The 19,263-nt window shown below is 70.2% G+C and carries 16 protein-coding genes and 1 pseudogene; 7 read left to right on the top strand and 10 right to left on the bottom strand.

Annotated features, from left to right (window positions below; all coding sequences use genetic code 11):
• Positions 1-317 precede the first annotated feature (317 nt).
• The 6 genes from VFB40_RS19855 to VFB40_RS19830 form a co-directional block, all read right to left on the bottom strand.
• On the bottom strand, positions 318-1,289 hold the full coding sequence (locus VFB40_RS19855) for a 2-dehydropantoate 2-reductase (RefSeq protein ID WP_324852832.1): 972 nt from the start codon (positions 1,287-1,289) through the stop codon (positions 318-320).
• 422 nt (positions 1,290-1,711) lie between these two features.
• Entirely contained in the window at positions 1,712-4,018 is a 2,307-nt protein-coding gene (locus VFB40_RS19850) for an FtsX-like permease family protein (protein ID WP_324852830.1), read from the bottom strand.
• Positions 4,015-4,695, bottom strand: a complete 681-nt coding sequence (locus VFB40_RS19845) for an ABC transporter ATP-binding protein (RefSeq protein WP_349261557.1) — start codon at positions 4,693-4,695, stop codon at positions 4,015-4,017. The genes VFB40_RS19850 and VFB40_RS19845 overlap by 4 nt, the downstream gene beginning before the upstream one ends.
• Before the next feature lie 86 nt (positions 4,696-4,781).
• Complete coding sequence (locus VFB40_RS19840) at positions 4,782-5,321, bottom strand: PadR family transcriptional regulator (protein WP_324852826.1); 540 nt, start codon at positions 5,319-5,321, stop codon at positions 4,782-4,784.
• 67 nt (positions 5,322-5,388) lie between these two features.
• A complete protein-coding gene (locus VFB40_RS19835; protein WP_324852824.1) occupies positions 5,389-6,126 on the bottom strand; it encodes a VC0807 family protein in 738 nt (245 codons plus the stop codon).
• Positions 6,123-6,779: a TetR/AcrR family transcriptional regulator gene (locus tag VFB40_RS19830; RefSeq protein WP_324852822.1), complete on the bottom strand. Its 657-nt coding sequence runs from the start codon at positions 6,777-6,779 to the stop codon at positions 6,123-6,125. The genes VFB40_RS19835 and VFB40_RS19830 overlap by 4 nt, the downstream gene beginning before the upstream one ends.
• A gap of 174 nt (positions 6,780-6,953) precedes the next feature.
• Between VFB40_RS19830 and VFB40_RS19825 the strand changes: the two genes are divergently transcribed.
• Positions 6,954-8,639, top strand: a complete 1,686-nt coding sequence (locus VFB40_RS19825) for a sigma-70 family RNA polymerase sigma factor (RefSeq protein ID WP_324852820.1) — start codon at positions 6,954-6,956, stop codon at positions 8,637-8,639.
• 123 nt (positions 8,640-8,762) lie between these two features.
• Here VFB40_RS19825 and VFB40_RS19820 read toward each other — a convergent pair whose 3' ends face one another.
• Positions 8,763-10,445 carry a beta-1,3-glucanase family protein gene (locus VFB40_RS19820; RefSeq protein WP_324852818.1) on the bottom strand — a complete coding sequence of 561 codons (1,683 nt, stop codon included), beginning with the start codon at positions 10,443-10,445 and terminating at the stop codon, positions 8,763-8,765.
• Between the two features lie 311 nt (positions 10,446-10,756).
• On the opposite strand from VFB40_RS19820, the pseudogene VFB40_RS19815 reads away from it, so the two are divergent.
• From VFB40_RS19815 to VFB40_RS19805, 3 genes and pseudogenes are all read left to right on the top strand, one after another.
• Positions 10,757-11,648 (top strand): annotated as a pseudogene (locus tag VFB40_RS19815) (aldo/keto reductase).
• A 98-nt stretch (positions 11,649-11,746) separates the two neighbouring features.
• Positions 11,747-12,211, top strand: coding sequence for a MarR family winged helix-turn-helix transcriptional regulator (locus tag VFB40_RS19810; protein WP_324852816.1), 465 nt, complete (start codon positions 11,747-11,749; stop codon positions 12,209-12,211).
• A 29-nt stretch (positions 12,212-12,240) separates the two neighbouring features.
• Positions 12,241-13,158: an NADP-dependent oxidoreductase gene (locus VFB40_RS19805; RefSeq protein ID WP_324852814.1), complete on the top strand. Its 918-nt coding sequence runs from the start codon at positions 12,241-12,243 to the stop codon at positions 13,156-13,158.
• A 40-nt stretch (positions 13,159-13,198) separates the two neighbouring features.
• Here the strand turns inward: VFB40_RS19805 and VFB40_RS19800 are convergent, their stop codons facing one another.
• Positions 13,199-13,879 (bottom strand): TetR/AcrR family transcriptional regulator, encoded by a 681-nt coding sequence (locus VFB40_RS19800; RefSeq protein WP_324852812.1) that lies wholly within the window; start codon positions 13,877-13,879, stop codon positions 13,199-13,201.
• 122 nt (positions 13,880-14,001) lie between these two features.
• On the opposite strand from VFB40_RS19800, the gene VFB40_RS19795 reads away from it, so the two are divergent.
• Complete coding sequence (locus tag VFB40_RS19795) at positions 14,002-14,484, top strand: cupin domain-containing protein (protein WP_324852810.1); 483 nt, start codon at positions 14,002-14,004, stop codon at positions 14,482-14,484.
• 10 nt (positions 14,485-14,494) lie between these two features.
• Positions 14,495-15,286 carry an alpha/beta fold hydrolase gene (locus tag VFB40_RS19790; protein ID WP_324852808.1) on the top strand — a complete coding sequence of 264 codons (792 nt, stop codon included), beginning with the start codon at positions 14,495-14,497 and terminating at the stop codon, positions 15,284-15,286.
• Positions 15,287-15,384: 98 nt separating this feature from the next.
• Here VFB40_RS19790 and VFB40_RS19785 read toward each other — a convergent pair whose 3' ends face one another.
• Positions 15,385-16,305 carry a LysR family transcriptional regulator gene (locus tag VFB40_RS19785; RefSeq protein WP_349261556.1) on the bottom strand — a complete coding sequence of 307 codons (921 nt, stop codon included), beginning with the start codon at positions 16,303-16,305 and terminating at the stop codon, positions 15,385-15,387.
• Between the two features lie 86 nt (positions 16,306-16,391).
• Between VFB40_RS19785 and VFB40_RS19780 the strand changes: the two genes are divergently transcribed.
• Positions 16,392-17,219 (top strand): oxidoreductase, encoded by an 828-nt coding sequence (locus VFB40_RS19780; protein ID WP_324852804.1) that lies wholly within the window; start codon positions 16,392-16,394, stop codon positions 17,217-17,219.
• Between the two features lie 147 nt (positions 17,220-17,366).
• On the opposite strand, the gene VFB40_RS19775 is transcribed toward VFB40_RS19780, so the two are convergent.
• A partial coding sequence (locus tag VFB40_RS19775; RefSeq protein ID WP_324852802.1) for a carbohydrate-binding protein occupies positions 17,367-19,263 on the bottom strand: 1,897 nt, incomplete at its 5' end.

Genomic DNA, 19,263 nt, shown 5'->3' with positions numbered 1-19,263 from the left:
ACGGCACCCGCCACCAGGCAGATCGCGCCGAATCCGCGGCGTGGCGCCGCAACGGGGAACCTGTTCATGACCGCACCTCTCAGTCGCCGGAGAACCGGAAGCCTTCATGACCAAAGACGTCCGATATGCCCCGTTGGTTGGAACTCGCGCACGCCGCTCGCACAACCGCTCGCTTGCCAATGTAGGTGCGGGAACCGCCGATGAGCAGGGAACACGGCCGAAGGTGTGCGTTCGGGCGCGAGCGATTGCCCTATCGGGAGGACACGCGTCGCCTCTGTGGGTGACAGGCCGTCAGCCGCAGCCGACCACGGACGCCGTCACAGTCCACGGACTTTGGCGCCGAGCCGGGTGAGGCCGAGCAGCGCGTCGATGTAGGGCGTCGGCACGTCCACCGCCTGTCCGATCTCGCGTACCGCCCCGACCAGCGCGTCGAGTTCGAGCCGGCGGCCGGCCTCGGCGTCTTGGAGCATCGAGGACTTGAACGCGCCGAGCTTGCGGGTGATCTCGCTGCGGTCCTGCGGGCTCTGGTCGATCGGGCAGCCGATCAGCGCGCCGATCCGCTGCGCCTCCAGCATCGCCGCGTGGCAGAAGCCGCGTACGAGGTCGTCGTCGAGGATCAGGTCCGCGGTGGCGCCAGTGAGGGCGGAGACCGGATTGATCGTCAGATTGCCCCACAGCTTGTACCAGATCTCCTTGTGAATCTCGGCAGTGGCGGTGGCGTCGAGGCCGGCGCCTTTGAGCACCGCGACGAGGTCGCTGAGGCGAGCCGAGTCGGAGTTGTCGGGTTCCCCGATGATCAGACCGCGGCCTCGGTGGTGCCGGACCAGGCCCGGTTCCGGCGCGCTGCAGCTCATGTGCACCACGGCGCCGAGCACGTGGCCGGTCGGGATCGCGGCGGCGATCGAACCCTCGGGGTCGACGCTCGTCAGCCGCCGTCCCGCGCAGGGCCCGCCGAAGCCGTCGAAGAACCACCACGGCACGCCGTTCATCGCGGTCAGCACGATCGTGTCCGGGCCGAGCAGCGGGCCGACGTTCGACGCGGCCGCCGCGAGCGAGTGTGCCTTGACGGCGATGACGACCACGTCCTGCGGGCCCAGCTCGGCGGGGCTGTCGGAGGCGTGGACCGGCGCGGTGAGCAGTTCGGTGCCGTCCTCCACGCGCCAGCCGTTGGTCCGCAGCGCTTCGAGCGTGGCGCCGCGGGCCAATGCCGTGGTCTGCACGCCGGTCGCGGCCAGCCGCGCGCCGATGAATCCGCCGATCGCTCCGGCACCCAGGACGCAGATTCGCATGCGACTTGCCTACCACGTCCCCAGGGGTGGGCGACGAGCGACGTTCATTCGTTGCAGCGGAAAACAATCCTCGGGCGCCAGGCGGCGCCTTCCTGCGAGTTCTCGGCCTTAGGTGCGCGAATCGCGACGAATTCGTCATGACCCCTTGCGGAATTTGGTGTCACGCAACACAATTTCGCGAGGCGTCGTCGCACTCCACACCGCGCCGCACAGACCACGTCGCGCGACCCACGAACGAGCACAGCTTCACGAACGAGCACAGCTCTACGAAGCAACCGTGCTTCACCGCACCCCGAGCAGGTGCCGGACCACGCCGCGGTCCGGCGCTCAGGCGGGGCCTGCCGTACCGCCTGTCAGCAGGCCCCGCCGCCCTTCTCCCCTGCTCCCCCGGGGTTGTCCTCGCAGCGCTGTATGCGCCGCCCCTACTCAAACCGCGCGTTGTCGGACGCGGTGATCCGCCCGAGCAGCGGCAGCGTCAAGGCGATGACGGCGAGGCAGACCGCCAATCCGCCGGCCATGGTCAAGCCGTACGCATGTCCCGGCAGTTGCAGCGGGGCCCCGTGCGCGAGCGCGTTCGCGATCGGGATGGCGAGGACCAGCCCGGTGACCGCGGCGAGCAAGGCGGTGGCGACGAGCGGAAGCAGCGACTCGAGCAGCACCGTGAGATACAGGCTGCGCGAGGCGGTGCCGCTGAGCCGCAGCAGGATGAACGGGCGCTTGCGCTCGATCAGCCCGCCGCCCATCGCGACCGCGAGGCTGCACCCGGCCACCAGCAGCGTCAGCCCGATCATCAGGAAGATGACCCGCTGCGCGGCCTCGATCGCCGCCTGCCTGACCTGCGCGACCTCGCCGAAGGTCTGCGGCTGGTTGCCCCCGGCCGGCACGTTCGCCCCCGCCAGCGGCGGGATGTGCACGGCCAGGTACGTGCGGACTCGCTCCAGCGTCGCGGCGTCGCCCGTACGCACCATGAGGATATTGAGCCGAAGATCAGCGAGACCGCCCGAGTACGCGGGATCGCCGCCGGTCACGATCGGGAACTGCATCGCGAGCGGATTGTCCGTGAACAGGTCGGCAGGCAGCAGCTCGACGGCTTGGGCGCCGGAGGGACAGGTGCCGAGGACCGGCAGCTCGCGCAGCGCCGCGCAGCTGATCACGCTGTCCGGCGCGGGAGGCGTGTTCGGGTCCGGGCCGCGTTGCCCAGCTCCGCCATTGCCGTGCGCCGCGGTCTGCGCGGAGGCCGGAAGCGCGTAGATCGCGATCACGCTGACGCCGCGATAGCTCTGCAGTGCGCTGATGGTCTGCGCGGCGAGCCGCGGTGAAAGGCCGTCGTTCGCGTTGCTGGCGTCGGGCCTGGGACCGTCGCTGATGTTGTAGCCGACGCGCAGGACGTCGTTCAGCTGCGCGCGCGTGCCTCCGGTGGATGCGTGCAGTCCGGTCGAGACGATCGTTCCGATCGCCGTGCCGACGAACACCGCGAGCATCAGGCCGCTGACGGTCCGGAACGCGGCCCTCGGATTGTCGGCCAGCCGCCGGGCGGCCAGCAGCGAGGGGGCGCCCTTCGCGAGCGCGGCGAGCAGCACCGAGCACTTCATGGTGAGCCACGGCCCGGCGATGACCAGGCCGAACATCACCAGCACGAAGCTGGGGAAGGCGATCGCCGGGCTCGTGTCCGAGCCGCCGGAACCTACCGCGGCGACGAATAGGGCGGCACCGATCAGCAGCGGGATCAGCCGCCACGCGCGGGGCGGCGGCGGCGTGGTACGCCGACTGACACCGAGCGGAGAGACCTTCACCCTGCGTAGCGACCAGACCGCCGCGGCCGCCGCGATGATCGGGATGAGGAGCAGGACCGCGACGTATTCGGCGGCGGTCGGCGCGACGGTGTATCCGAACACCTTCGCTCCGGTGATGGAGACCTTTGCGACCTGGGGCCGGATGAGGAGGAAGACGCCGATGCCGAGCGCTGTCCCGAGGATCGCGCCGATCGCCGCGTCCACCGACGCCATCACGTTGATCTGCCGGGCCTTCGCGCCGACAAGCCGAAGCGCGGCGTACCTTTCCTCCCGCCGGGCGGCCGAGAGCCGGGTCGCAGTGCCGACCAGCACCAGCATCGGCAGCACCATCGCGATCGCGCCGAGCCCGAAGCCGAGCCGGTACACGCTGGTCGTGCCCTGAGCGCGCGGGGCGGTGTCGATCTTGTCCACCGCGCCGGTTCCCGGGATCGCGGCGAGCTGCGCCGGGGTGTATCCGACCACGATGACGAGTTCGTCTGGCCCGGTGAGCGCAGCGTCGGCGAGAACGCCGGCCTGCCGTCCCGGGAAGCGGTCGCCGAGCTGGTCGTGCGGCGTGCCGGCCAGCAGCGCCGCCATCGCGGGCGAGACGTCGTAGCGGCCGGGACCAGGCATCTGCGCGAGGCCGGGGATCGCCGGCGCCTTGTCGCCGAGGGCTGCGACGTCGAGCCGTTCGACGGTCTGGCCCTTGAAGTAGTCCTCGCTGTAGTTCCACAGCTCCGCGTCGGCGGGCGGCGCGGCGAGGGAGAGGTTCGACAGGTCGGCGGCGTGGGTGCATTCCCAGCACTGCCGCGCGGCGCCGGCCTGGAAGGCGTGGTAGTCGCCGAGGACGGCGAGCAGCACGGTGACGCCCACGGCGACGGCCAGCGCCGTGGCGATGAGCCGGGTGATCCCTTCGCGGCCGCTGCTGAGCGTGAGCCGCAGTCCGAGGCGGATCATCGGGCGGCCGCCGCCGCACCGTACCCGGCGGCGACCCGGCCGTCGCGCACCATGACCTCGCGGTCGGCGCAGGCGGCCACCCGCGCGTCGTGGGTGACCACGACGACCGTCGTCCCTTCCTGCCGCGCTGTGCTCACCAGCAGGTCCATCACCTTCTCGCCGGTCAGCGAGTCCAACGCGCCGGTCGGCTCGTCGGCGAACAGCACCGCGGGCCGGGTGGCCAGCGCGCGGGCTATCGCGATGCGCTGGGCCTGGCCGCCCGAAAGCTCGCCGGTGCGGCGCGCGCCGAGGTCGCCGAGGCCGAGCCGGGCGAGCCAGGACTGCGCGGTCTCGTAGGCGCGCCGGCGCCGGACCCTGCCGAGCAGCAGCGGCAGCGCGACGTTGTCGAGCGCGGTCAGCTCCGGGACCAGCTGGCCGAACTGGAAGACGAAGCCGAAGGCGGTGCGCCGCAGCTCGGTGCGGCGATTCTCGCTGAGGGTGTCGATGCGCCGGCCGTCGAACCACACCTCGCCGCGGTCCGGCGTGTAGATCCCGGCCAGGCAGTGCAGCAGCGTGGACTTGCCCGAACCGCTCGGGCCCATCACCGCGAGCACCTCGCCCTGCGCGACGGTGAGGCTCGCGCCCTGCAGCGCGGGAGTGTTGCCGAAGGCGCGCAAGAGGTCGCGGGCTTCGAGCATGCTGCCGCGTGCCGCGCCGGGCGGCGGCGCCGGTTCGGCGGGCGACAGGCCGGATCGGCCGGTGGTCATCGAGTCCCCGTCGTTCATCAGATCCCCGTTTCTGAGGTGCGGACCAGGTCCGCGAGGGCGCCGAGCCTCGCCTCGGTGGCGTCGATCCACCGCAGGTCGGCTTCGAGATGGAAGAGGCCGTAGTCGGCCAGCAGGACGTCGACGGTCGGGCCGGTGCGCCGCAGCTCGGTCAGCTCGCGCATCCGCCGCAGGTGCGCGGCGCGCTGCGCGTCGAGGTAGTCGGCGGCCGGGTGGCCGAGCATCAGCGCGAGGACGACCTTCGCGAAAAGCACGGTCTGCAGGTGCGGTTCGGGCTCGGCCGGCTGCGCGAGCCAGGACTCGACCTCGCGGCGGCCGGCCTCGGTGATCGCGTAGCGCTTGCGGTCCGGCCCGTCGCCGGGCTCCGCCTCGCCCGCCGTCACCTTGCCGTCGCGGGCCAGCCGGCCGAGGGTCGAGTACACCTGCCCGAACGGCAGCGGCTTGCCGCGGCCGAAGAACGCGTCGTAGTCCCGTTTGAGGTCGTAGCCGTGGCTCGGCTCCCGGTCCAGCAGGCCGAGCAGGGTCAGCGGAACGCTCATGCGGCGAGAATACACTGAGTGTATACACGCGAGCAATAGCGTTCTGAGCTGCTGATTCTCCCTGAGCTTAGGTCCGGGCCGATTCGGCTGGTTCGGCCGGTTCGGAGCCGGCCACCGGGGCGCCGGCCTCGTCGGCGCGGTAGTCACCGGTGCGGACCCGGCCGGAAGTGATCCGCCACAGCCCGGCGATCTCGTAGTAGGCGCCGTTGACCACCTGCAGGAAGCCGATCGTGATCGGCCACAGCAGCGCGCTGAGGGCCGGCACCGAATCGACCGGCAGCGCGTAGGCCATGGTGATGCGCGCGGCGCCGTCGGCGAGCATGGTCACTCCCCAGATGACCGTGGAGACGCGCCAGATCCGGCGGAACCTGGGTTCGTGTTCCCAGAGGACGTCCCACGGCGTGCCGTCTGAGCGGAACCGGCCGTCGAACAGCGGCTGCGCGCTCAGGTACACCAGCGGCCGGCGCGCTCGCGCCGTTCCGGCGAACCAGAGGCCGCCGACCCCGGTGACCCAGCCGTCCCGGGCCAGCAGGAACCGCGGGCTGCCGCCGATCACCGAAACGATCAGGCTCATCAGCATCATGCCGGCCCCGAAGCCGCCGAGCGCGTCGAGATGCCGCTGGCGTGTCCATTGCACCGCGGTGCTCAGCGCCGGGAGTATCGCGCCGGCGAGCAGCGCCGAGAACACGCTCACCCCGGCTGCGCGCAGGCCGTAGTAGAGCGCGGTCGGTGCGCCGATGTCCCACAGGGCGATGAGCAGCGTGGCCCGGCGGCTGCGGCGCACCGCGGGCCTCAGGGCGGTCATGCGCGACCCTGCGGCGCGTCGCCCTCGCGCTGGGTGGCGAGCCGGGCCAGCGTGGTCAGCTCGCGCACGCATTCCGCCAGGCTCAGGCGCGGCGGGCTGGTCATCCTGGCGATCGCCGCGTCGATGGCCGCTTTGAGCGTCAGCGCCATCAGGACCCTGTCGAACTCGCGGAACTCCCCGTTCTGCTGCCCCTCGCGCAGGATCGGCTCGAGCTCGTTGACGTTGGCCTGCGCGGTCGCCTCAACGCCGAAGCGCAGGGTTCCGTCGTCCTCGCGCGCGTTCATGCAGATCTCGTACATGGCGCGTACCGCGGGCAGGTGTCCCGCGATCCATTCCAGCTCCGCCTCGATCCGCGCGGTGAGCTTCCCGGCCGCCGTCGGCTCGGCCGCCGTGCGCTCGGCTATCGCCGTCTGCATGCGCACGGCGACGTCGACAAGCACGGCGTCCATCAGCTCGTCCTTCGTGCCGAAGTGGTACGAGATCAGGCGTGTGCTGGAGATCCCGGCCTTGCGCGTGATGCGGGCGAAAGTGGTCTGCGCGTAGCCGTACTCCGCCAGCACCTCGATCACCGCCGCGATGATCTGACCGCGCCGCGCGTCCGAGGCGAGCGAGCGCTGCGGCGCTTCGGCCGCGTCCCCCTGTTTTACTTGCATGGGTAAATACTACGTCAGCTGAGTAAGGCCGCAACCGGGCCGCGGCGAGTAGGTGTGACGAATCCCTGGGGCGGATTTTGCAAGCCAGGCGTGGAATTTCTGTGACCCGGCCCCTACCTTGGGGGTCTCCAAGACTGAAGGGGGACGGTAGCGGTCTGAGGCGAGGTTGAGCGAATGGTCGGGCAGACGGACGCGTGGCTGGTGACGGCTGCACGCTCCGGGGATCAGGACTCCCTGGACGAGCTGGTCGCGCAGTACCTGCCGTTGGTGTACAACATCGTGGGCCGCGCGCTGGCCCGGCACGCCGACGTCGACGACGTGGTGCAGGAGACGATGCTGCGCGTGGTGCGCGGCCTCGGCGGGCTGCGCGATCCGGAACGCTTCCGCTCCTGGCTGGTCGCGGTGGCGATGAACCAGGTGCGCGAGCACGCCGGCACGCACCGCGACACCGCGCGGCTCGACGAGATCGCCGAGCTGGCCGACCCGGGCGCCGACTTCGTCGACCTCACGCTCGTCGAGCTCGGGCTCTCCGGCCAGCGCCGCGAGGTCGCGCTGGCCACCCGCTGGCTGGATCCGGACGACCGGCACCTGCTGTCGCTGTGGTGGCTGGTCAACGCCGGCCATCTGACCCGCGGCGAGCTGGTCTCCGCGCTGGATCTGGACCCGCACCACGTCACCGTGCGGATCGCCCGGATGAAGGCGCAGCTCGACGGCGCCCGACTGGTCGTACGCGCGCTGACCACCAGGCCGCGCTGCCCGGGCCTTTCGGAGGCGATGTTCTCCTGGCGCGGCGAGGAGTCCCCGCTGTGGCGCAAGCGGTTCGCCCGGCACATCCGCGAATGCGGCTACTGCGCGAGCGCCGAGGCGGATCTCATACCCGCCGAGCGGCTGTTGGCCGGCCTGAGCCTTGTCCCGCTGCCCGCCGGTTACGCCGCCTACATGCTGGCCTCGACGCATGGGGCGATGCACGGCGTGACCCACCTGCCGTCGAGCCCGGCGCCGTCCGCGAACCCCGCGCCGGACGCGTCCGGTTCCGGCAGCGGCCCCGGTACCCGAATACCCGGGCAGCGCGCCAAGCACGGAACCTCGTCGCACCGAGTCGCCCCGCACGCCGGACACCTCGGCCATTTGGCGGTCAAGCCGATCATCGCCGCGGTGCTGATCACCGCAGCCGCCGGCGCCGGCATCGTGACAGTGCGCTCAATGGGCACGAACGCGCCGACCACCAGCCAGTCCTCGCGCGCGCTGTCGAGCTCGGCCCCCGGGCTGGTGCCCCTATCCCCCGGTGCGGCGCCGTCCTCCCCCGCGGCCGCGACCAGCGCCGCGGCGAGCCCCAAGACCTCGCCGAGCCCCGCGAAGCCGAGCCCGAGCTCCGCTCCGGCGCAGAAGCCGCGGGTCGCCAACACGACCACCGCCGCGGCGAACGGCACGAACGAGAGCACCGCGGTGCAGCAGGTGCTCGACCTCATCGATCAGGCGCGGGCCCAGGCCGGACTGCCGGCGTACACGATCACGTCAGGGCTCACCAGCAGCGCCACCACGCACAACCAGACGATGGCCGGCGGCTGCGGCCTCTCCCACCAGTGCCCGGGAGAAGCCCCGCTCGGCGATCGCGAGACTGCCGCCGGGGTCCAGTGGACCAGCGCGGGCGAGAACATCGGCGAGGGCGGCCCGGTGTCGGACACGCAGTCCGCCATCGCGCAGATGGCCGTCGGCCTGACGCAGAGCATGCTCGATGAGAAGCCGCCGAACGACGGTCACCGCCAGAACATCCTGAGCAGTTCCTTCCACCACATCGGCATCGCCGTGTTCCGCGACAGCTCGGGCACGGTGTGGATGACGCAGGACTTCTCGAACTGAGCCGCTCCTACTGAGCCGTCGAACCAGGGCGGTTCGAACTGGGGCTGCAACGCCGGTCGCCCCGAACTCGGCGACCGGCGTTCGAGCCCGGGCGGCCCGGCCAGGCTCCGGCTCCGGCCTCGGCTAGCCGAAAGTGAACCAGTTGACGTTCACGAAGTCGGCCGGCTGGCCGCTGGCGAAGGTCAGGTACACGGTGTGCACTCCGGTCACCCGGCTGATGTTCGCCGGGACGGTGCGCCAGCTCTGCCAGCCGCCGGTGTTGGCGATCGCGAAGCTGCCGATCGGCGCGGCGCCGGGGCTGTCCAGGGCCACCTGGACCAGGCCGCTGACACCGCTGGCGGCGCCCGATGCGACCCGCGCGCTGAACTGGGTCGCGCCGCCGCTGCCGAAGTCCACGTTCGCGTAGCCGAGCCAGTCGCCGTTGGCGATCCAGCCGACGTCCTGTCCGCCTCCGGCGTCGGAGCAGGCCTCGGTCTGCGTTCCGGACTGGGAGCTGTAGCTCTCGGCCTGAATCGTGGAGAACGCGCTGACCGTGCCGCCGCCACCACCGCCGGTCGCGGACGCGCTCGGGCTGGGGCTCGGACCGGGGCCGCCGGACGCGTTGCCGCCGCCGACCGCGACGGTCAGCAGCACCGGGTTCGGGTCGTTGACCGCGCCGGACTGGTCGATGCCGCCGTTGGGCGCCACGTCGTCGTAGGGGAAGGCGTAGCCGCGGCCGTCCAGGTTCGCCGCGTGCACGATGCGCGCGTAGTGGTTGGTCACCGCGTTCGTGTAGTAGTTCGCCGGGTTCTCGCCGTCCGGCTGGTTCGCGTCGGCCAGCAGCGTGGAGCGGTTCAGCGCGGCGCTGATCCGCGCGCTGATGGCGTTCTTCTCGGCCGAGCCCGGGGCGAAGGGTCCCGAGTTGCAGCTGAAGATGTCGGCCGAGGACGGCATGCCGTAGCTCGCGGCGCCCGCGAAGTTCAGCTGGCCGCCGGAGACCTGGCCGGTCACCGTGCCCCACTGCGCCTGCGTGTCCACGGTCAGCGGTGTGGTCGAGTACTTCGACCAGACCTGGTTCAGGTAGCCGTTGAAGTAGCCGGAGAACAGCGAGGAGTTCATCACGATGCCGTTGGTCGGACTGAGCGCGCGCAGGTTGCGCCCGCCCGAGGTGACGATCAGCTTGTTCCAGCCTGCGCCGTCGGCGTTGTTCTGCGCGATGAGGCCGTTGCACACCGTGTCGAGGCCGTTCGCGGGCAGGCCGGAGACGTGCTGCTGGCCGCCCGAGGAGTTGGTGAGCGTCAGCGAGATCGGGATGGAGACGAAGTCGACGTAGCTGATGTTCGCGAACATCTGCGCGCTGTTGTAGGTGAACTCGCAGAAGTCCCACATCACGTTGATGCTCGGGTCGCTCGGGTTGGTGACCGAGGGCTCGACCAGCGCCGGACCTGGGTTGAGCAGGAAGGTGATCGGCGCGCCGATGGAGAACCAGATCCGCGCGCCGGCCAGGTGCGGGATGGTGACGGTGACGGTCGAGCCGGGCGCTCCGAGCGGGATCGCGCAGTTCGCGCCGAGCGGGGTGCCGGTGGAGCCCGGCGAGGAGGGGTAGTACGGCGTGTGCCCGTCCGCCTGCAGGAGGTAGAGGGCGTTGCCGTTGTCGATCGCCAGCCCGGTGATGTAGGCGTAGACGGTGTTCGACGTCGTCGCGTTCTGCAGCGCGATGTTGAGCGTGGGTGCGGTGGCCGAGGCACGGGTGGACAGGACGCCGGCCGTCGCGGCGCCGCCGACCAGCGCGGAGGACGCCACGATGAATTTCCTGCGGGAGAGCATGAGAGGGCACATCTCCTTCTGTCAGTACGCACGGGCAGGCGCGCAGGCAGCTGCCGTCCATGCGGGCGCGGACCGCGTCGCCGTGGGTGAGGTCGCGAGGCGCCGCACGCGACCGGAAGCGTTTACGGACTGCGGTTGCAGCGAGTATGGAAAGCCGGGGCGGCCGCGTCAACGGTTGGCGGCCATTGGATCTTGACCGGTATATCCCGCTTAAGATCGGCTTACGGAAGTGACCGTCCGTCAGGCGGCGGATACGCGGGCCTGCGGCCGGAGCGGAACCCGGCCGCGGCGGGCCGTGGCAGACTTCGATCATGGATGCGAACACGATGACCGCGGCCGCGGCGGGCACCTGGCGGCTCGGCGACCTGACCGTCAACCGGCTCGGATTCGGCGCGATGCGGCTGACCGGCACCGCGGGCTTCGACCTGGGCCGCCCGCGCGACCGGCGAGGCTCGATCAGGGTGCTGCGGCGGGCGGTCGAGCTCGGCGTCAACCACAGACACCGCGGCCTTCTACTTCTCTGCGCTGCGCTCGGCCAACGAGCTGATCGACAGCGCGCTGAATCCGTATCCGGAGGATCTGGTCATCGTCACGAAGGTCGGCCCGGGCCGGGATCCGTCCGGCCACTGGTTCTCAGCCACGCCCGAGCAGCTTCGCGGCCAGGTCGAGGAGAACCTGCGCCAGCTCGGGCGGGACCACTTGGACATGGTCAACCTGCGCTGGATGCGCCAGGAGTCGATCGCGGAACACTTCGGCGCACTGGCCGAACTGCGCGAGGCGGGGCTGATCCGCCACCTGGGCGTCTCGAACGTCAACCCGGCGCAGCTCGCCGAAGCGCAGGCGATCGCGCCCGTGGTGTGCGTGCAGAACCGCTTCAGCGTGGAGGTGCGGGTACACGACGAGGTGCTGCGCACGTGCGGCGAGCAGGGCATCGCCTTCGTGCCCTACTTCGCCATCTCGGGCGAGCGGCGCGAAGAGGGCGCCGCGGCGGACAGCAGCCACGAGAGCGAGGAGGTGCTCCGCGTCGCGGAGGCGCACGGCGCGAGTGCGGCGCAGGTCAAGCTCGCCTGGACGCTGCATCAGGGACCGCATGTGCTGGCCATCCCGGGCACCGGTGACCTGGCGCATCTGGAGGAGAACGTTGCCGCCGCGGTACTGCGCCCCTCCCCCGCCGAGCTCGACCGGATCGGCGCGCCGGCCTGACGGATTCGAGTGTGACCGTGCCGTCAGGCGCGGGATGATTCCCTGGAATAAGATTCCAGGGAATCTAGTTCCGTGGAAGGTAAGGAGGGAGCGCGATCATGGCGGGCAACGCGTCGGACGGCCTCAGGCAGCTGTTCAGTGACGTCGTACGGCTCGAGATCGAGCTGTGGGACGCCGTCGACCGGCGGCTGCGTGAGACGCCCGGCATCTCCATGGGCGACTTCGACGTGATGCAGGTCGTCGAGCGCACCGAGTCGTGCCGGGTGTACGACATCGCCGAGCAGCTTTCGATCACGGTCGGCGGCACCAGCAAGGCCGTGGACCGGTTGGAACGGCGTGGCCATGTCGCACGGCGCAGCAACCCCGGCGATCGCCGCTCGTCGATCATCGAGCTGACCCCTGAGGGCGCGCAAGCGCTCGCCGGGGCCGGTGCGGTGGTGGACGACGAGTTGCAGCTGCGGCTCGGCTCGGTGCTGCCGGCCGATTCGCTCGCTCAGTTGAGCTCCCTCATCGCGCGGCTTCGCTCCGGGCTGGCAAAGCCGCCGGAGACCGACCGGGCGTAGAGACACGGGACTGGGAACGGAGTACGGACATGCCTAAGGCAGTGCGATTCGAGCGATACGGCGACATCGACGTGCTGAACGTAGTGGAGGTGCCGCTGCCCGAGCCGGGCGTGGGAGAGGTGCTGGTCGCGGTCAAGGCGGCAGGCATCAACCCGGGCGAGGCGAAGATACGCACGGGCGTGATGCACGACCGCTGGCCCGCTGACTTTCCGTCGGGTCAGGGCAGCGACCTGGCGGGTGTGGTCGCCAAGCTCGGGCCGGGGGTGACCGGGTTCGCGGTCGGCGACGAGGTGCTCGGCTTCACCAACCGGCGCGCCAGCCACGCGCAGTTCGTCGTCGTGCGGGCTGACGAGCTGGCGCCGAAGCCGCGGAACGTGCCGTGGGAGGTCGCCGGCTCGCTGTTCGTCGCCGGGACGACGGCCTTCGCGGCGGTGCGGGCGGTGGAGTTGAAGCCCGGCGACACGGTCGCGGTCTCGGGCGCGGCCGGCGGCGTGGGTTCGCTGGTTGTGCAGCTGGCCAGGCGCGCCGGGGCCGAGGTCATCGGTATCGCGAGCCGGGCCAACCACGCCTGGCTGGCCGGTCATGGGGTCAAGGCGGTCGAGTACGGCGACGCCCTGGCCGAACGGTTGCGCGAGACGGCGCGGCGCGTCGACGCTTTCATCGACACGCATGGCGACGGTTACGTGAAGCTGGCGCTCGATCTCGGCGTTGACGCGGAGCGGATCGATACGATCATCGACTTCGCCGCGGCAGCCGAGTACGGCGTGAAGGCGGAGGGCAACGGCGCCGCGGCCACGATCGAGGTGGTGTCCGAGCTGGCGGACCTGGTGGCGCGCGGCGAACTCGAAATGCCGATCGCCGCGACGTTCCCGCTGGACGGGGTCCGCGCGGCGTTCGAACTCGTTGAGCAGGGCCACGCGCACGGCAAGGTGGTACTGCTGCCGTAAGCGCCCTGCGACGCCTCCGGGGAAATCCGGCGCGGCGTGCTCACTCGGGCGGTCGAAAGCCAGTCTCTATGGCCGCCCGGGTGAGCGCGCGTGCCGCGTGTACGGCGCTGTCGATCGCCTCGTCCGGCGACAGGCCACACAGGTCGGTCAGGGTGAACAGCGCCTCGGCGGAGACCACGAGTGCGAGGTCGCGCTTGAGCTGGACCAGTGCCAACGCGCTCTGGGCGGCGCCGTCCGCACCCGTTGCGCGTTCCAAGGGCGCGAGCGCGCTGTCAATAAGTCCGAACCTCAATCCCGGTCGGATCGCGCCACCTTGGGCGTCGGCTATCGCGGCCGACATCATCGCGCGCACCGCGCCCTCATACGACAACACATGGCCGAGCAGGAAGCGGGTCGCGTGCTCGATGCGCTCCACCGGATCGGCGCTGTCGGCCAGCGGAGCCATCGCCTCGGCGGGGTCGGGCAGCAGGCCGGTGAACGACTCGCGCAGCAGCGTGCTGAGATCCGGGAAGTACCGGTACGCGGTCGCCTCCGAGACCAGCGCCGCCTGCGCGACGGCAGGCATGGTCACCTCGCCGCCACCGCGGATCAGCTCACGGGTCGCGGCGATGATCGCGTTGCGCGTGCGCAGCTTCTGATTGCTGCGCCGACCGCCGAGTTCAGGATGCGCCGTCTCGGGCGCCTTCTCCTCGGTTTCCGTTCGTTGCCGGATCTGCGTCACGTGACCATCGTCGCGCGCCGAAGCGGGTTCGTCAAAGTCTTCTCTCTTCATGAGAGTTCACTTGCACGAAAGTGCGAACCAGGGTAACTTCGTGAGAGTCAACTCTCACGAAGGAGGCGTCCATGACCGAGGTGCCAGAGGTGTCAGTCGTCGGACCCGGCGATGGCGAGGTCATCAAGCTCGGCCCCGCGCAGATCCGGATCCTCGAGGACGGCAGCACGACCGGTCACCGGCTGGGCGCCGCCGAGATCACCCTCGCGCCGCACTCGCCGGGACCGCAGCAGCACCGGCACGCCCGGCACGACGAAGGGTTCTTCGTCGTCTCCGGCACCGCTCAGTTCACGGTCGGGGACGCGGTGCACGACGCGCCCGCCGGCTCGCTGGTCATGGTGCCGCCGGGAGCACCGCACAGCTTCGCCAACCCGGGCGCGCAACCGCTCGTCATGATCAACACCTTCACGCCGGACCTGTACGTGCAGTACTTCCGCGATCTGCGCGACCTGCTCGCCTCCGGGCAGCCACTCGACGACGAAGCGGTCGCCGTCGTGATGGACCGCTACGAAACCGTCCCGGCGACCACGTACGCCGCCGACCCAGAAGCCTGAGGAGCCAACCATGACTCAGTCCACGTACCAGCTGTCCGTGCCCGGAATCGGCGAAGTGGACCTGACGGTCGACGACCGCGGTCAGGGCAGACCGCTGCTGTTGCTGCACGGCGGTGCCGGTCCACTTTCCGTCGCGAATCTCGCCGAAGCGCTCGCGGCAGAAGGCGGCATACGCGTGCTTACTCCCACGCATCCCGGCTTCGAAGGCACACCACGCCCCGCACGTCTCGACAGCGTGGCCGGTCTCGCCGCAGTCTACGAAGCCCTGCTCGAGCGCCTCGGGCTGATCGACGTCGTGGTCGCCGGCAACTCGCTCGGCGGCTGGGTGACGGCGCAGCTCGCGCTCGGCATCAGCGCCCCGCGACTCGCCGGCATCGTGGTGATCAACGCCGTGGGCATCGAGGTGGAGGGCCACCCGATCGCCGAGACCGCCGATGTCGCCCCGGACCAGCTGCTCGCGCTGGCCTACCACGACCCGGCCCCGTACCGCATAGACCCGGCAGCACTTCCGGCGGAGCGCCTGGCGGTCATGGCGGCAAACCGCGCGGCGGTCCAGCTCTACGGCGGCGCGTCAATGTTCGACCCTCAGCTGCGTGCGCGCCTTTCGGCGATTACGACTCCCGCGCTGTTCGTCTGGGGCGAGAGCGACCGGATCGCCGACCTCGAATACGGTCGCGCCTTCGCGCAGTCCGTCCCTGGAGCGCTCTTCGAGCCGATACCCGAGGCCGGCCACTTCCCGCACATCGAGCAGCCGGCCATGACGCTCAAGGCGATAACCCAGTTCGCCGACGGCCTGGCATGACCTAACGGCCCCCTGCCGGCACGCCAGCCGGTGAGGGCGCCACTCATGTCGCCTCACCCCACATCTCATCATCGGCCATGCTCGGCAATTGGCACGCACTACAAACTCGGGTCCGCATGTGTACGTCCAAGGAAGAGGGCTGCGGCTCGCGCATAACCTCTCACCAATGGCCGCGCATCCTCCTTACGCCAGGCCAACGCCAGGTGGCACGGAGCGATGTCGACGACGGGGCGCGTGACGACGTCACCCCGAGTGAGCAGCGGCGCGTTGCCGGACGCCACGAGACACACGCCACGGCCGTCGACAAGCGCTTCGTAGGTCTCGTCAGGATTGTTGATGACGGCACCGATGCGCGCCGCACCGTCGGGACGTGCGTCGAGCGCAAGCCAGAAATCCCGCAGCGGACCCGCAGTCTCCGGCAGGGCAAGGAAGGGCTCGTCGATGAGGTCGGACATCGTGACATCAGGCTTTGCGGCGAGGGGATGACGGTCGGGAAAGGCGACGTGTCGGGGTTCGGCGGCCATGATGATTCGTCCATAGCGGTGTTCCTCGGGAATCGGCAACCAGACGAATGCGACGTCGCTCGAGCCGTCGGCGAGTCCTGCGGTCGGGTCCTCCCAGCCGACCTGCCGCAGTTCGAGCCGTGCGCCGGGGAACGCACCGGTGAAGCGCGACCGGATGGCCGGCAGCATCCCGCCGCGTCCGGGACTGGTGCTCATACCGATGATCAGCGTGGAGTCTGCGACCGCTTTCGCCGCTTCCAGCGCCGCGCTCGCATCCTCCCAGGCTTCGAGGACACGCCGGGCATGCGGCAGCAGCGCCTCACCAGCAGGAGTCAGCTGGACTGCTCGCCTATCGCGCGTGAACAGTGCCGTGTCCAGGTGCTTCTCCAAGAGGCGGATCTGTTTGCTCAGCGCCGGTTGGGACACGAACAGCCGCTCCGCCGCTCGGGTGAAGTGCAGTTCCTCGGCGACCGCCACGAAGTACCGCAGATCCCTGCCATGCACGTCCATAACCATCGGTTATAACAGAAGGTCTTGGACCGCGTCGCAGCCCGGGCCGCAGACTCGTATCGAAAGCGGAACGGATCGACGAGGATTCCAAAATGGACAAGGTCTGGTTCATCACCGGCGCGAACAGCGGCTTCGGGCGGGCGTTCGCCGAGGCTGCGGTGGCGGTCGGCGACATCGTGGTGGCTACCGCGAGGCGGCCGGAAGCACTTGCCGGCCTGGTTACCGCGCATCCCGATCGCGTCGAGGCGCTGCGGCTCGATGTGACCGACCAGGCGGCGGGCCGGGCGGTCATCGACGATGTGATCGCGCGGCACGGCCGGATCGACGTTCTGGTCAACAACGCGGGCCGCACGCACGTCGGCGCAGTCGAGGAGACCGCCGACGACGAGCTGCGCGACCTGTTCGACCTGCACTTCTTCGGGCCGGCCGCACTCATCCGCGCCGCCCTCCCGCACATGCGCGCCCGGCGGTCGGGAGCGATCGTGCAGCTGAGCAGCATGGGCGGGCAGCTGTCGTTCGCCGGCTTCGGCGCCTACAGCGCCACGAAGTTCGCACTGGAGGGACTTTCCGAGGCGCTGGCCGACGAACTGCGGCCGCTGGGCATCAAGGTGCTCATCGTGGAGCCGGGCGCGTTCCGCACCGGGCTGTTCGGAAACGCGAGCGCGAGCGGGCAGATCGACGACTACGACTCCACGTCCGGCGAGACGCGGCGCGTGGTCGCGACGGCCGACGGCACGCAGCCCGGCGATCCCACGAAGGCCGCCGAGGCGGTCATCGCAGCGCTGGAGGCGGAGCACACCCCGCTTCGGCTGCCGCTTGGCGACGACTCCGTGGACGCGGTGCTCGCCCACCTGGAGTCCGTACGTACGGAAATCGCCACGTGGGAGAAGACGGCCCGAGCAACCGCCTTCGACAACTGAGAGCGAGGTTCGTCTCAGCTCAACTGCCGCATGAACGCAATCCGATTCGACAGCTAAGAGCGAGGTCCCTGGACGCTGAGGGGCGCGGCCTTCACTCGGGCCACGCCCCTCGGCGTGTGCATGCTGCGTGTGTTGCGCCTGGGTACCTCAGCTGAAGGTGAACCAGTTGACGTTGACGAAGTTGCCGCCGGTGCTCGTCGTGAAGGTCACGTACAGCGTGTGAGTTCCGCTGGGGATCGCCGACGCCGTCACCGGGCCGGCCGTGGTCCAGGTCTGCCAGCCACCTGTCCCGCTCACCGGGACAGTCGCGAACGGCGTGGCGGTCAGCGAGTCGAGGCGGAACTGGATCGTGCCGATGTTCGTGCCGGTCACCGCCGAGGCGATGCGTGCCGTCACGTTGCCGGACAGGCCGGAGCCGAAGTTGACGTTGTTGTACTGGAGCCAGCTCGCCGAGTTGATCCAGCCGACGTCCTGGCCACCGCCGTTGTCTGACGTCGCCTCGGTGCCGGTCGAGCTCTGCGCGGCGTATTGCGACGCGGTGACCGTCACCGGGGTTCCGGTGCTGCCGCCGCTACCCGCGAAGACCTGGAATTCCCACAGCGAGTAGCCCCACTGCGTAGCACGTGCGGTGCCGTACATGCGGATGTAGCGTCCTGATCCAGACACCGTCAGGTTCTGCGTGCCGCCGGTGCCTGTCGTCGTCGAGTAGATCGTGGTCCAGGTGCTGTTGTCGTTGGAGGTCTGGATCTGGAACGCCGTGGCGTACGCGGTCTCCCAGTTCAGCGAGACGCCGCAGATCGACTGAGTGCTGCCGAGGTCCACCTCGAGCGACTGCGGGTCGGAGAAGGCGCTCGACCAGCGGGTGCCGGTGTTGCCGTCGACCGCGTTCTGCGCCGGGAAGCTCGCGTTCTCGGTCGACGAGGCGGTGGCGGTCTTGTTGAGTGCGATGTTCGTCGTGCCGCAGGTGCCGCCGCCGCTGGAGTTCACCGTCCAGGTGAAGGAGGTCGAGCCGGTGGCGCCGGTGCCGTCCTTGGCGGTCACCGTGACGTTCGAGGTGCCGGTCGCGGTCGGGGTGCCGGAGATCAGGCCGGTCGAGGCGTTGATCGACAGGCCCGCGGGCAGGCCGCTCGCGCTGTAGGTCAGCGTCTGGCCGGCTGCCGAGTCGGACGCGTGGATCTGCACGCCGGCGGCGGCGCCGACCGTCGTGGTCTGATTGCCCGGGCTGGTGACCGTCACCGTGTTCGCGGCGCCGCCGCTGGGCAGGGTCCACTGCTGCTGGGCCGAGTCCGTGCAGGTCTCGATGTCGAGGCGGGAGCCGGTGTCGCCGCCCGGATCGGTGAGGCAGAGCCCTGAGTTCGGGTTCACCAGCTCGCCGTTGGCCTGGTGGGTCCAGTTCTGCGCGTTGGTGCCGTTGCATGCGTACCAGTCGACGTTGGTGCCGCTGGTCGTTCCGGCCGCGACGACGTCGAGGCAGCCGCCCTGGACGCGCACTGTGTTGTCGCTGTATGTCGACCAGTTCTGTCCGGAGCCGCCGTTGCAGGCGCTCACGCCGATCGGGTTGCCCTCGGTGTTCAGCGAGTTCTGGTTCGCCAGGCACAGACCGTTGATTCCCTTGACCGTGCCGGTCGCGGTCGGCGTGGCCGTCGGGGTCGAGTTGCCGCCCTTCTCGTATACGGCCACGTATGCCGCGCTCATGTACGCGCCGGAGGTGGTAGCGGAGGTCGGGGTGGTCTGGCCGGAGACGCCGTCGGGGTAGTTTCCGCCCATCGCCAGGTCCCAGATGATGAAGAATCCGTGGTCGATCGCGGCCTGCCAGGCGGCCGTGCCGACCGAGGACTCGGTGATGGTGCTTTCGACGACGCCGTCCATGAGGAACTGCATCTGCTCGGCGCTGGTGTTGGTCCGGTCGATGATCACCGAGTAGGTGTGGTAGCCGGTCTGGCAGGTGGAGGCCGTGTTCGGGCAGGCGATCAGCGCGTGGCCGCTGCTGCCGGCCGAGTCGTGCAGCGTCTGCGAGGCGGTGTTCCCGGCGTTGACGTCCTCC

The organism is Actinocrinis sp., from assembly GCF_035650855.1.
Classification (GTDB): domain Bacteria; phylum Actinomycetota; class Actinomycetes; order Streptomycetales; family Catenulisporaceae; genus Actinocrinis.
The sequence above is the reverse complement of the archived record's forward strand: the minus strand, read 5'-3'. Positions and strand labels throughout refer to the sequence as shown.